We start from the raw sequence: 12,360 nt of genomic DNA, 5'->3' as shown, positions 1-12,360 counted from the left end.
GTCCGGCTTGGGACCCCGACGGTTTAGGCTTGCCGAATGTGCGAGTCGGGGCCGGGGGCGAAAGGTGTCCCGGACCGCCGGCACACGCGGTGGATTCATCGTCTCGGCGAACGTGGGTCGAGGGGAACATGAGCGACCAGACGAGCGACCGGACCACCGAGGGACGAGTCGTCAAGCCCGGCCAGACCGTGTACGACGAGGACGGGACCGCACTCGGCGTCATCCGCGGGTTCTCCGAGGAGGGGTTCCAGGTCCGCACCGACGAGTCCGTCGACCACATCGACTTCGAGGTGGACCCCGGCCAGGAGTTCGGCGAGGGCTACCTGATGTGGCGCTGTGCGGAGTGCGGCGAGATGGGCGACCTGGAGGGAGGGTATCCGGAGGAGTGTCCCAACTGCGGCGCGCCGAAGGAGGACCTGTACGCCTGGCTGGAGGACTGAGCTCCGACGACCAATCGCGGAGGTTAACCGCACCCAGCCATTGACGTCGGTAATGAGTCAGGAACCGCAGTCCGAGTACACCGAGGGCGACCTCCGGAACACGGGGATGTCCCTCAAACACGAGCGGACGTGGGACTACGAACTCGACCGCATCGTCGAGGCAGTCGAGGAGCGGGGCGCGAAGAAGGTCGGCCTGCAGTTTCCCGAGGGGCTGAAACGGCGCGCGCCGCACGTCGCCGACGACCTGCGCGACCTCCTCCCGGACGACGTGCGCGTGCTCATCTCCGGGCAACCCTGCTACGGCGCCTGCGACCTCGACACGTACATGATGCGCCGGACCGACGTGTTCGTCCACTTCGGCCACTCGCCGATGAAGGAGTCGGAGAAGATCATCTACGTCCCGCTGTTCTCCAACGTCGAGGTGACGCCCATCATGGAGGAGTCGCTGGCGGAACTCTCCGACCCCGCGGAGGACCCCGATGTGGGCCTCGTGACGACGGCCCAGCACATGAACAAGTTCGAGGAGATGCGGACGTGGCTGGAAGCACGGGGCTTCACGGTCCACACCCGCCGGGGCGACGACCGACTCACCCACGAGGGGCAGGTCCTCGGGTGTAACTACGCGAGCGCGGACATCGACGCCGATCAGGTGCTGTACGTCGGCGGCGGGAAGTTCCACCCCCTGGGCCTCGCGATGGAACATCCCGACAAGAACGTCGTCATCGCCGACCCCGTCAACAACGTGGTCACCGTCGCAGACACGGAGAAGTTCCTCAAACAGCGCTACGGTGCCGTCCACCGCGCGATGGACGCCGAGACGTGGGGCGTCGTCTTCTGTACGAAGATCGGACAGGGCCGCTGGGAGGTCGCAAACGACATCGTCGAGAACAACGAGAACGCCTACCTGCTGACGATGGACGAGGTGACGCCCGACCGCCTGACGAACTTCGGGTTCGACGCCTACGTCAACACCGGCTGTCCGCGCATCACCACCGACGACGGCCCGCAGTTCAAACAGCCGATGCTCACTCCCGGCGAGTACGAGATAGCCATCGGGGAGAAGCCCCTCGACTCGCTGTCGTTCGACACCTTCCACGGCACCTGGTAAGCGTCCGCTATCCCGACTCGGGCGTCCCTTCCGTCACCTCCGCGCTGATTCGGTAGTTCGATCCCTCGTACTCGAACACCCGCGGTTCCCCGACCCCGAACGGGGGACTCGACCCGGTCTCCCCGGTCAGTCGCACCGTCGCCGCGTCGTGTTCGACGGCGAGGGCGAGGGCGTCCCGAAGGGGGCGCGGATGCAGTCCCTCCTGTCGTACCTGTTCGGTGATGAGACGTCCCTCCGCGCTCTCGTCGGTTCGTTCCAGCGTGAACGTCGCCACCCGGTCGCCCGCTTCGAGGTGGCTCACGTTCCAGCGCCCGGTGACCGTCCCGCCCTCGACGGAGACCTTCGAGAGGCGGTCGGTCGTCGTGAGTTCGGCCGGCGGCCCCTGCAGGTCGAAGATGGCGACGGCGGCGGTCTTGGACTCGTGAGAGCCGCCTGCGAACCAGCCGTCGTTGCCGAAGGCGTAGCGCCCGCCGCCCAGTCCGCCGACGGTGCGGTCGGTCTCCCCCGCGTCCGGGCGCTCTCCCTCACCCCCGGCGAACTCGACCGTCCACGTGTACGACCCGCCAGCGGAAATCGGGGTGAGGGGTTGCGGCCACGCTCGCGGCGCGACGTGGAACCACTCGCCGTCGACCCGTTTGTGCAGGCGGGCGGCGTAGTGGTTGGTCTGGAACTCGGCGTCGGTGTCGTTCGAGAGGGTGAACGAGAGGTCGCCGGGGAGTTCCGCCGACGACGCCGAGGGCGTCATCCGCAGGGGTACGTCGTCGGGTGCCGCGTCCGAACAGACGACGGTGGTGGCATCGTACGTAGGACAGTCACCGGGGTAGGCCCGGAGATCCGGCGGGTCCGGTTTCTCGGTCGTGGTCGCCGTCTCGGTGTCGTCCGTGGAGGGGGTGGTCGTGGGTGCGTCGGTCGGTTCGTCGGTCGTGCCGTTCCCGGAGCCGTCGGGGTCGGAATCGGAGAGACAGCCACCGATTCCGACCGCCGCGAGCGCGAGGACCTGTCTGCGTCGCATACATCCACTCGCCGACACGTCGGTAAATACTTTCTCGTGAATCAGAAGGACTTCTTCAGGTCGTCCCCGATGGCGTCGAACGCCTCGCCCGCCGCGTCCATCGCCTCGGCGAAGTTGACGAAGGCGTGGATCATCCCCTCGTAGTGGTGGCGCGACACCGTCACACCCGCTTCTTCGAGTCGGTCGGCGTACGCCCGCCCCTCGTCGCGGAGGGGGTCGAACCCGGCCGTGATGACCGTCGCGGGCGGCAGGCCCGAGAGGTCACGCGCGAGGAGTGGCGCGGCGTACTCGTTTCTGCGCTGGGCCGGGTTGGGCAGGTAGTTCCCGTAGTAGTTGACCATGCTCTCCCACTCCAACAGGTAGCCCTCGCCGTTCTCCTCGTAGGAGTCGAAGCGCTGAATCATCGGAGAGGCCACTGCGGGGTAGATGAGTACCTGATGGGCGATGTCGGGGGCCGATTCGGGGGCGTCCCGCGGGCCGTCCCGACGCTCCGAGAGGCGGGCGGCCTCCCGGTCGTCGCGCGCCATCAGCGTGATGGCGGCGGTGAGGTTCCCGCCCGCGCTGTCGCCGCCGACGGCGACGCGGTCGGTGTCGACGCCGAAGCGGTCGCCGTGGGCACAGACCCACCGCACGGCGGCGTAGCAGTCCTCCAGTCCGGCGGGGAAGGGGTGTTCGGGCGCGAGGCGGTACTCGACGCTGACGACGACGCAGTCCGCGCGGTTCGAGAGGGCCCGACAGACGCCGTCGTGCGTGTCGCGGCTACCGAGGGTCCACCCGCCGCCGTGGAGGTAGACGAGCGCGGGGTGTGGGCCGTCGCCCTCGGGGTGGTAGACGGTCAGGGGGACGTCGCCTGCAGGACCGGGAATCGAGAACTCCGTGACCTCGTCGACGGGTTCGGGATCGGTCGGTGCGAAGAACTCCTCGGCGACGGCGCGCGCGTTCGCCGTCGAGAGCGAGTACGTCGGCGGCATCGGCGACTGGTCGATGGTGTCGAGGAGCGCCTGCGCCTGTGGATGCGGGTCGTCGGCCATGGGGAGGGTGCAACTGTCGGGACCGTAAGGGTTTCCTCGGTGAGCGTGGCTGTTCGGTGGACCGAAAGCACGCCCGCGACAGGTCGAAGCGCCCGAGGGGTGTCTCCCGCGTGTAGCTCCGTGACCGGGGGGTGCGTCGACCACGGCGACCGACGCTCCAACGGGCGCGCACCGGGCCGTCGGACGGCCCGCTGTATCCGTGATCGTCCTGACCCGTCAGCCCAGTCACGAGCGGGAGGAGCTATCCTCGTAGGGCCAACAATCATATACTCCAACTAGTAATGGTGTGCAATGAGCGACTTCGGCGACGTGGAGGAAACGCTCGTGGGGTGGTATCGACAGTACATCGGCGAACCGGAGCGACGCATCGACGTCTACCTCGGGTTCGCGCTCTTCTTCGGGGGGCTGGCCCTCGGCGTCGCGGGGCTCGTCCTGTTCGTCGCCGAGCAGGCCGCCTCCGGCGAGGGGAAACTCTACTGGCTCCGCGAGATAGCGTTCGCCATCGGCGCGCTCGGCCTCCCGGCGCTGCTGGCGGGCGTGACGGTGCTCCTCCCGGTCGAACGGCGTGCTCGGGTGGGCGCGTTCGCGGGCGGGGCTATCACCCTCGCCGCCGTCGGCTTCTTCGTCTGGGCGTACCCCTACCAGTGGGACACGACCAGCGGGGTGGACTACAGCATGCAGGGCGTCGCCGTCTACGCCGTCGGTCTCGTCACTGTCGTGGCGGTGACGGCGGCGGCGCTCGTGAGCTACCACGTCGAACGCGTCGCCCCGACCGAGAGTGGCGAGGCGGCGAGCGCCGGCCCCGAGGTGACGGACGAACAGGTCCGCCGGGACATCGACGAGGCGATGTCGGGCACCGAACTCACGTGGGGTGGCGTCGCGAAGGACGAGACGCGGCGTATCACGTTCAGCAGCGAGCGGGCGTCGGCTGACGCTGGACTCGACACCTCCGGGTTCGACGGCGTGGAGGCGAAATCCGTCCGCTCGTCGGGTGGGAGCGTCGACGCCGCCGTCGCCGGCCTGCAGGGGATGCGCGGGGACGCCGACCGGAGCGAACGCGGCGCGGGCACGGACGACCAGGCCGAGGCGCTCGCCGCCCTCCGCGACCAGCAAGCCCAGGCCGAGGCGGAGCGACCCGACGGGTTCGTCGCCCGCCTCCGATCGTGGCTCAGTCTCGGCTGACACCACCGACTACCCCTCCCCGATATCGCGCTCACAACCCCGCTGCACCCGAATTTACCGGATTCAGATACGCAATTAAAACAATACGATTAGAGAGAACGTTTATAACGATTTCCTCGAATTCAGAGGTATGGCGAAAGGCCTAGACGTCGGCACGATGAACCTGGTATCGGGTCGGCAAGACGAGGGCGACACCGTGTTCGTCCAGCAGCGAAACAGTTTCGTCGAAATCGAGTACTCCGACATGGCAGAGCAGATGCTCTCGCGGTCGGACGTCCTCCACATCCGCAAGGACGACACCGTCTACGTGGTCGGCGACGACGCGCTCAACTTTGCGAACATCTTCAAGCAGGAGACGCGCCGCCCGATGCAGCGCGGCATCCTCTCCTCGGACGAGAAGAGCGCCATCCCGATGATCAAGCTCATCATCGAACAGGTCGTCGGCGAACCGGACTACCCCGGCGAGACCATCCACTTCTCGACGCCCGCGGATCCCATCGACTCGGACCTCTCGACGCTGTACCACCAGAAGACCTGCGAGTCGTTCCTCGCGGACATGGGCTACAACCCCGAACCCATCAACGAGGGGATGGCGGTCATCTACAGCGAACTCGCGGACAACAACTTCACCGGCCTCGGCATCAGCTTCGGCGCGGGCATGACGAACGTCTGTCTCGCCTACTACGCCGTGCCCGTCATGACGTTCTCCATCGCCCGCGGCGGCGACTGGATCGACGAGCAGGCCGCACAGGCCACCGGCAAGCCCGTCGACAAGGTCACCTCCATCAAGGAGGACGACTTCGAACTCGACTTCCGCACCGACGTCGGCGGCGTCGAGGGTGCGCTGGCCATCTACTACGAGAACCTGCTCGACTACGTCATCCAGCACATCGCGCGAGAGGTCGACGACGAGGACGTCGAGGAGGGTCTCGACGTGCCCGTCGTCGTCACCGGCGGCACGGCGAGCCCGAGCGGCTTCGAGAAGCTCTTCGAGGACCACCTGAAGGACGCGAACCTCCCGTTCTCCATCAGCGACGTCCGGAGCGCCGACGAGACCCTCTACAGCGTCGCCCGCGGGTCGCTCGTCGCCGCCCGCAGCGAGGAGGACCGCGACGCTCCCAAGAAGAGCGCACCCGTCTCCTCTTCGAAGTCCGGGTCCAAATCTGGGTCCAAGTCGAAGGGCAAGTCGAAGTCCTCCGACGCCGGCAGCGACAAGAAAGAGGAGGAAGCCGCGGCGACCGAGGACTGACTACTCCGACCGGAAGCGGTCGATTGCCGCCTGCCAACTCTCGATTTCTCGCGGTTCGCTCCGGTGTTCGACGGTGACGCCGAGGTAGCCACAGGTCTCGCAGGCGACGGCCTCCCGCCCGAACAGGACGTACGCTTCGAGCGGCGCGTCACAGCGTGGACAGTCCATACCTCGTGTTCGGGTCGCGCGGGATGAATCTAACCCCCGGTCCGTTCCACCGAGTGTCACAACCGATGCGCCCGTGGGTCGCCCGTCGGCGTGCAGTTCCCGGACGGTGGCGGGTTCGTCGCGGAAGGCGGCGTCGAGGAGGCGGAGGGTCCGCGGACCGACGACGCCGTCGACCCGCAACGTTTGACCGCCCGCCCGCCGAACCCACGGCAGATGAACCGTCGCTCCCTCGAACGCCGCCTCGAATCGGTCGCCGGGTTCGACGACCCGCGCGTCGAGTGGGAGCAGTACCCGACGCCCGCACCGCTGGCGGCGCACCTCGTCCACCTCGCCGCTCTGCAGGGCGACTTCGACCGACCGGTCGTCGACCTCGGGACGGGCACCGGAATGCTCGCACTCGGTGCGCGCCTCCTCGGGGCGACCGAGGTGGTCGGCGTCGACCGCGACCCCTCGGCGCTCGCCATCGCCGTGGCGAACGCGGACCGGGTGGACGCGCCGGGCGTCTCGTGGGTCCTCGGCGACGCGACGCGACCCCCGCTCTGCCCGCGCGAGGCGACGGTCCTGATGAACCCCCCGTTCGGCGCCCAGCACGGCCGGGAACACGCCGACCGAGCGTTTCTGGACGCGGCCCGTCGCCTCGCGCGGGTCACCTACTCGGTACACAACGCGGGTAGTCGCGGGTTCGTCGAGGCGTTCGCCGACGACGCGGGCGGGACGGTCACGCACGCGTTCGGCGCGGAGTTCGACCTGGACCGGCAGTTCGCGTTCCACACGAGCGAGCGCCACACGCTCGACGTCGAGGTGTTCCGCGTCGTCTGGGAGTGAGCCGGCGAGAGGCCTTGTCATATCAACGGTTTTCGTCCGGACCCGCAACGTTCAATATCGGTCTCGGGTACTTCCGGGTGGTGTCGAACCGGCCGCTGAGCGCGTCTGTGGCGCGCTCAGTGGGCCGCCGACACCTCTCGGGGCGAGTGGCCTCCCCGCGGTCGGTCCCCCATGCGGACCCCCTCGCGTGGGCGAGGTCGGACCCGCCCCGACTCCCACTCGGTGCGCCCCCGCGGCACTCTCGTGGGGCTGACACCGTTCCGTGTTCTGCCGGTGGCTCAGGGTCTGCTCGGTTCCGTCGCGATGCGCACGCGCGTCCCGTTCGCGGTGCTCACGTAGATGCGGTCGCCGCGCGCGTGGTCCTCGCGCGAGAAGGTCAGGCCGCCGGCGCTGGTGGTGCGATTGACGCCCGGGAGTGCCGCCTTGCCGACGGTCTCGTCGGCCCGCGAGACGACCAGCGTGAACTCCCGACCGGGGACGAACGTGACGTTGCGCCCCTCAATGGTCGGGTCGGCGGTGCTCGGCTTCGAGGCGAACGCGAGGCGGCGGGTGTCGTCGTGTTCAAGGGAGACGACGTACGCCGTCCGGTTGCCGGCGGGCGTCCACCCCGAGAAGTTCGCGACGACGGTGTCCCGCCAGCCGAGGCCGCCCACACGGACGTAGCTCCGCCCGTCGTACGCGAGGCGACTCGTCGGGACCACCTCCCACCACACCTCCCGGTCCGCGCTGGCGACGATGACGCCGCTGGCGTTGACGCTCGAACTCGCGCCGAGGGCGTCGACGTCCACCGCGGAGACGTACTGGTTGGGCACGTCGTGGGCGTAGAAGACGGTGTAGTCGTGCACCTCGACGCTGTTCTGTTCGGTGACCCCCGCGTCTGGGTTCGCCACCGCGAAGAGGTTGAACGGGACGGCGACGAGTGCCAGCGCCAGCGTCACGCCCACCACGAGGCCGAACGTCGCCTCGCGGTACGAGAGGTCGATTCTCGACAGGAGCGTCCGGTCGGGGCTCCTGACCGCCGAGACGAACAGGGCCGCGAGGACGAACACGAGCGCCGTTCCCACCGCACGGTAGAGCCGGAACTGCCCGCCCGAGAGCGGGACGTACACCGCCCAGAGCCCCTGCGAGGCGGCGAACAGCAGCGTCGCCAGCCAGAGTCGAAGCGCGGAGGGGCGGGCGTCGCGCCGCCGCACGAGGAGGACGGCGAGGACCGCGCCGATGAACAGGCCGAGCGCGTGGCCCTGGATGGCGATGTTCGACCACCAGGGCGTGACGAACGCCGGCTGTCCGCCCGCCTCGACTGTCGGGGTGCGGAGCGCGCTGTACAGCAACGAGAGCACCTGCCCCGCCGTGAGGGCGACGACGGTGCCGATGGGGTAGCGAAGGAGGGCGAAGCCGGCGAAGCCGAAGACGACGCCCGAGAAGCCGATGGACGGGCCGAGGACGAACAGTCCGGTGAGGACGCCGACCGCGAGCGTCCCGGCGACGAACAGGGCGATGCGGGCGAACGGGTTCGTCCCGAGCGAGGTGAACGTCTGCCGCCCGCGCTCTCGGGGGTAGTGGCTCCAGGCGTACTCGGCCATCGTCCCGAAGGTGAGCGTGCCGACGAGGTTGCCCACGAGGTGGCCGAGGCTGGCGTGGGCGAACGGCGAGACGAGCATCCCCAGCGGATAGAAGTACGACCACGCGCGATACGGGAGGACGGTCGGTGAGTAGGGGTGGTGCCACCCGCCCTGGACGACCAGGTACACCCAGAGGACGAACAGCGTAATCGAGAACGTCCCCCACGGGACGCCGAGGACGAACCGCGAGCGGAGTCGAGGGCCGACGCTCTCGCCCACCCCCGCGAGTCGGAGCGCCACCCCGAACGAGAGGAGGGCGACGGCGACCAGTAGGAGTTGCTGGGCGGGGAGCCACCCCGGGGCCGTGACCATGTGAGGTGTCGGCGTCGCTCGCTATTTGAGGGTTTGCACCGCGACGGGGCGCTCGTGCTGGTCGGTCGAAGCTACCGAAAAGCGGACGGTGCCGATTCGCTCGACGCCGTCACGCGACGGGAGTGACGGTCTCGCCGACACGTCGTCCCGGTGCCGGCGCTCAGTACGTCGCCTCGGACGATGAACCTGTCCTCTCGGCAGGAGTACCGTCTCGGACGGTGGGCGATGGGACCGACGGCGCTCCCGCCGCCACGGACGCGACCGCCCCCTCCGAACACGTCACCTGGAAAGGAAGTTCCATCGTGACCGCCTCGTCGGGGCCGACGGGGACCGAGTCGCTGAACCGGTACGACCCGTCGGGAAGACAGCCCTCGGTTCCTGCGGGGGTGTACAGTTCGTACGTCTCGCTCACGGACGCGCCGGGCTTCAGGGGGACGACGGTAGCGATCGCGTTCACCGCCGCCGCGGGGGCGTCCGGCGGGAACCGCCAACAGCCGTCGATTCGGTCTTCGGGCGCGGTGGCCGGCCCCATCTCCGGGTGGAACAACAGGAGTCGGGCACCCGACGCCGACGGGTCCGAGCGCGGCACGGTGAACGGCGGCGTCGCGCCGAACAGCAGTTGCGTCTCGGTGCCCCCGACGTTCCGCAGGCGGAGTTCGACGCCGGCCGGGTGTCCCTCGGTCGCGTCCCGCGCGAGGGTGGCGGTCCACTCGAAGTCCGACGGTTCGACCGGCAACGCCGGGGACAGAGTTGGCGGGGACGAGGTCGGTTCCGAGCGTGACGTGGGGCGGTCGTCCGGTCGCTGGTCGACGGAGCGAGTCGAGCAGCCGGCGAGTGAGGAGAGCGCGGCCGCCCCGAGTCCGAGGAGCGTCCGGCGGGTCGGTGGAGGGACCATACGGACCTGTCGGTGTACGTGTACGAGTACGTTTCCCCGGAGGTCGGTTCGGGCGGTCGGTCTCGTCGCCCTCCTCAGAGCGGTTCCTCGCCGTCGATGATACGCCGTGCGCGGGCCGCTAGTTGCGGGACGCCCTCGCGCATCTTCGGGTACATCGGGTCGTCGGAGTTGCCCTCCAGGTACCGCCGGAAGAACATCTCGCCGAGGCCCGCCAGTTTGTAGACGGCGAGCGTCCGGTAGAAGCGGTCCGCCTCCCGGTCGTAGGTGAACCCGGTCGCGTCCTCGTAGCGCGCGACGAGTTCCTCGCGGGTGGGGTAGGCCTCGTGAGTCATGAAGTCCTTCGTGAGGGTGTCCGTCGCCTGCGGGGGGTCGGGATCCTTCGCGTCCCACCAGTACGACAGCATCCACCCGAGGTCCGTGAAGGGGTCGCCGAGCGTGCTCATCTCCCAGTCCATCACGGCGACGATCTCGGGGTCGTCGTCCGGCCCGTACATCACGTTGTCCAGTTTGTAGTCGCCGTGGACGAGCGTCGAGGGGGCGTCCTCGGGGACGTTCTCCGAGAGCCACTCCATCACGTCGTACAGTTCGGGCACCTCGCGTTCCTCCGTGGTCACGTCGAACGCCCACGTCAGCTGCTCGGACCAGCGCTCGACCTGTCGCTCGGTGAACCCCGGCGGGTAGCCGAAGTCCTCCAGCCCGACGGCCTCGTAGTCCACCAAGTGGATCTCGGCCAGCGTATCGACCAGTTCCTCGCCGATGCGCCGGCGCGCGTCGTCGTTCTGGAACCGCTCGGGTTCGCCCGTCCGGAGCACGTCGCCCTCGACGCGGGCCATCACGTAGAAGTCGCTGCCCATCACCGCGTCGTCGTCGCACGCGAGGATGGTCTCCGGGAGGGGTACCTCGGTCCCCTGCAAGGAGTCCATGACGTGGTGTTCGCGGAGCACGTCGTGCGCGCTCTCGGCCGTCTCGCCCGGCGGCGGGCGTCGGATGACGAGTTCGCGGTCGCCCCACGTGACGAACAGCGTCTCGTTGGAGTGGCCCTCCTGGTGGCGTCGCACCTCGTACTCCTCGACGGGGCCGAGTTCTGCCTCCAGATACTCCGCCAGTCGGTCCACGTCGACGAGTCGCTCGAAGTACTCGGTCCCCCGCTCGCCCTCGGTGCCGTCCTCGCTCACCGTGAATCACCTTCCATTGTTCACACTCTGGGAACCACGTGACGAATAAGTTGCGTCCATCGCGGTTCTGACGAACGGCGTATCTGCCGCAGCGCCAATCGATTTACATTGGTGTGTCCGTAGGGGAGGGTATGGAGTACGACGACTCCCCGCAAGCGGAGGACCTGCGAGCGCGCGCAAACTCGTTCATGGAGGAGGTGGTCATCCCGACCGAACGGGAGCACCTCGGCCACGGTCCCATCGACCCCGAGGTCGTCGAGGACCTGCGCGACCAGGCACGCGAGTACGACGTCTTCTGCCCACAGATCGGCGAGGAGTACGGCGGCATGGGCATGGACTTCCGCGACGTCCTCCCCCTCTTCGAGGAGGCCGGGCGCTCGGTCCTCGGCGCGCCCGCGATGCGCGTCGACGCCCCCGACGAGGGGAACATGCACACCCTGGAGATGTTCGGCACCGAAGAACAGAAAGAGGAGTACCTGAAGCCCCTCGTGAACGCCGAGATTCGCTCCGGGTTCTCGATGACCGAACCCAAGCAGGGCGCCGGGTCGGACCCGAAGATGATGAAGACCACCGCCGAGAAGGACGGCGACGAGTGGGTCATCGACGGCCACAAGTGGTGGACCACGAACGGCGGTATCGCGGACTTCTTCATCGTGATGGCGCTGACCGATCAGGACGCCCACCCGTACAACGGCGCGTCGCTCATCCTCGTCGACCGCGACGTGGAGGGCGTCGACGTGGTCCGCGACATCCCCCACATGGGCCAGTCGCTCATGGACGAGACGCACTCGGAGGTGCGCTTCGACGACGTCCGCGTCCCCGAGGAGAACCTGCTGGGCACCCTCAACGAGGGGTTCACCCACGCCCAGCAACGCCTCGGCCCCGCCCGTCTCACTCACTGCATGCGCTTTACCGGGATGGCGACCCGGTCGCTCGAAATCGCGAAGGCGTACGTCAGCGACCGCGAGGGCTTCGGGTCGACGCTCTCGGAGAAACAGGACCTGCGCTTTTCCATCGCGGAGGCGGAGACGAATCTCCACGCCACCCGGACGATGGTTCGCCACGCCGCCAAGCAGATTTCCGAGGGCAACGAGGCGCGCATCCCCGTCTCGATGTGTAAGGTGTTCGCCGCCAACGCCACGCAGGAGACCATCGACCTCGCCGTGCAGGCCTGCGGGGCCAACGGCATCGGGAAGGACCTCCCCATCGCGGACTTCTACCAGGCCGTCCGCGCGTTCCGCATCGTCGACGGGGCCGACGAGGTCCACAAGCGCGTCATCGCCCGCGACGCCTTCGAGGAGGTGGGCGACCAGTCGATGGAGAACCTGACGACGTTCTGAA

Annotated in this window: 12 protein-coding genes; 6 read left to right on the top strand and 6 right to left on the bottom strand. The window is 68.4% G+C overall.

What is annotated here, in order from left to right; all coding sequences use genetic code 11:
* Positions 1 to 128 precede the first annotated feature (128 nt).
* Both NKG96_RS08195 and dph2 read left to right on the top strand, forming a co-directional pair.
* Positions 129 to 440 carry a DUF7130 family rubredoxin-like protein gene (locus NKG96_RS08195; RefSeq protein WP_254538046.1) on the top strand — a complete coding sequence of 104 codons (312 nt, stop codon included), beginning with the start codon at positions 129 to 131 and terminating at the stop codon, positions 438 to 440.
* Positions 441 to 492: 52 nt separating this feature from the next.
* A complete protein-coding gene (gene dph2 / locus NKG96_RS08190; protein ID WP_254538045.1) occupies positions 493 to 1,548 on the top strand; it encodes a diphthamide biosynthesis enzyme Dph2 in 1,056 nt (351 codons plus the stop codon).
* 7 nt (positions 1,549 to 1,555) lie between these two features.
* Here dph2 and NKG96_RS08185 read toward each other — a convergent pair whose 3' ends face one another.
* Both NKG96_RS08185 and NKG96_RS08180 read right to left on the bottom strand, forming a co-directional pair.
* Positions 1,556 to 2,560: a hypothetical protein gene (locus NKG96_RS08185; RefSeq protein WP_254538044.1), complete on the bottom strand. Its 1,005-nt coding sequence runs from the start codon at positions 2,558 to 2,560 to the stop codon at positions 1,556 to 1,558.
* A 41-nt stretch (positions 2,561 to 2,601) separates the two neighbouring features.
* Positions 2,602 to 3,591, bottom strand: a complete 990-nt coding sequence (locus NKG96_RS08180; protein WP_254538043.1) for an alpha/beta hydrolase — start codon at positions 3,589 to 3,591, stop codon at positions 2,602 to 2,604.
* A 291-nt stretch (positions 3,592 to 3,882) separates the two neighbouring features.
* Here NKG96_RS08180 and NKG96_RS08175 point away from each other — a divergent pair, with 291 nt between their 5' ends.
* Together NKG96_RS08175 and NKG96_RS08170 are read left to right on the top strand one after the other, a co-directional pair.
* Positions 3,883 to 4,773 carry a cell division protein CdpA domain-containing protein gene (locus NKG96_RS08175; RefSeq protein WP_254538042.1) on the top strand — a complete coding sequence of 297 codons (891 nt, stop codon included), beginning with the start codon at positions 3,883 to 3,885 and terminating at the stop codon, positions 4,771 to 4,773.
* A gap of 130 nt (positions 4,774 to 4,903) precedes the next feature.
* A complete protein-coding gene (locus NKG96_RS08170; RefSeq protein ID WP_254538041.1) occupies positions 4,904 to 6,022 on the top strand; it encodes a cell division protein FtsA in 1,119 nt (372 codons plus the stop codon).
* Here the strand turns inward: NKG96_RS08170 and NKG96_RS08165 are convergent, their stop codons facing one another.
* On the bottom strand, positions 6,023 to 6,190 hold the full coding sequence (locus tag NKG96_RS08165) for a hypothetical protein (RefSeq protein WP_254538040.1): 168 nt from the start codon (positions 6,188 to 6,190) through the stop codon (positions 6,023 to 6,025). It abuts the gene before it with no gap.
* A 213-nt stretch (positions 6,191 to 6,403) separates the two neighbouring features.
* Between NKG96_RS08165 and NKG96_RS08160 the strand changes: the two genes are divergently transcribed.
* A complete protein-coding gene (locus NKG96_RS08160; protein WP_254538129.1) occupies positions 6,404 to 7,015 on the top strand; it encodes an METTL5 family protein in 612 nt (203 codons plus the stop codon).
* Between the two features lie 278 nt (positions 7,016 to 7,293).
* Here NKG96_RS08160 and NKG96_RS08155 read toward each other — a convergent pair whose 3' ends face one another.
* The 3 genes from NKG96_RS08155 to NKG96_RS08145 form a co-directional block, all read right to left on the bottom strand.
* Positions 7,294 to 8,949, bottom strand: a complete 1,656-nt coding sequence (locus NKG96_RS08155; protein ID WP_254538039.1) for a rhomboid family intramembrane serine protease — start codon at positions 8,947 to 8,949, stop codon at positions 7,294 to 7,296.
* Between the two features lie 160 nt (positions 8,950 to 9,109).
* Positions 9,110 to 9,844 (bottom strand): hypothetical protein, encoded by a 735-nt coding sequence (locus NKG96_RS08150; RefSeq protein WP_254538038.1) that lies wholly within the window; start codon positions 9,842 to 9,844, stop codon positions 9,110 to 9,112.
* A 74-nt stretch (positions 9,845 to 9,918) separates the two neighbouring features.
* Positions 9,919 to 11,019 carry a phosphotransferase family protein gene (locus NKG96_RS08145; RefSeq protein WP_254538037.1) on the bottom strand — a complete coding sequence of 367 codons (1,101 nt, stop codon included), beginning with the start codon at positions 11,017 to 11,019 and terminating at the stop codon, positions 9,919 to 9,921.
* Between the two features lie 131 nt (positions 11,020 to 11,150).
* Between NKG96_RS08145 and NKG96_RS08140 the strand changes: the two genes are divergently transcribed.
* A complete protein-coding gene (locus NKG96_RS08140) occupies positions 11,151 to 12,359 on the top strand; it encodes an acyl-CoA dehydrogenase family protein (protein ID WP_254538036.1) in 1,209 nt (402 codons plus the stop codon).
* Position 12,360 lies beyond the last annotated feature (1 nt).

Origin of the sequence: Halomarina litorea (assembly GCF_024227715.1) — an archaeon.
Taxonomy (GTDB): domain Archaea; phylum Halobacteriota; class Halobacteria; order Halobacteriales; family Haloarculaceae; genus Halomarina; species Halomarina litorea.
The sequence above is the reverse complement of the archived record's forward strand: the minus strand, read 5'-3'. Positions and strand labels throughout refer to the sequence as shown.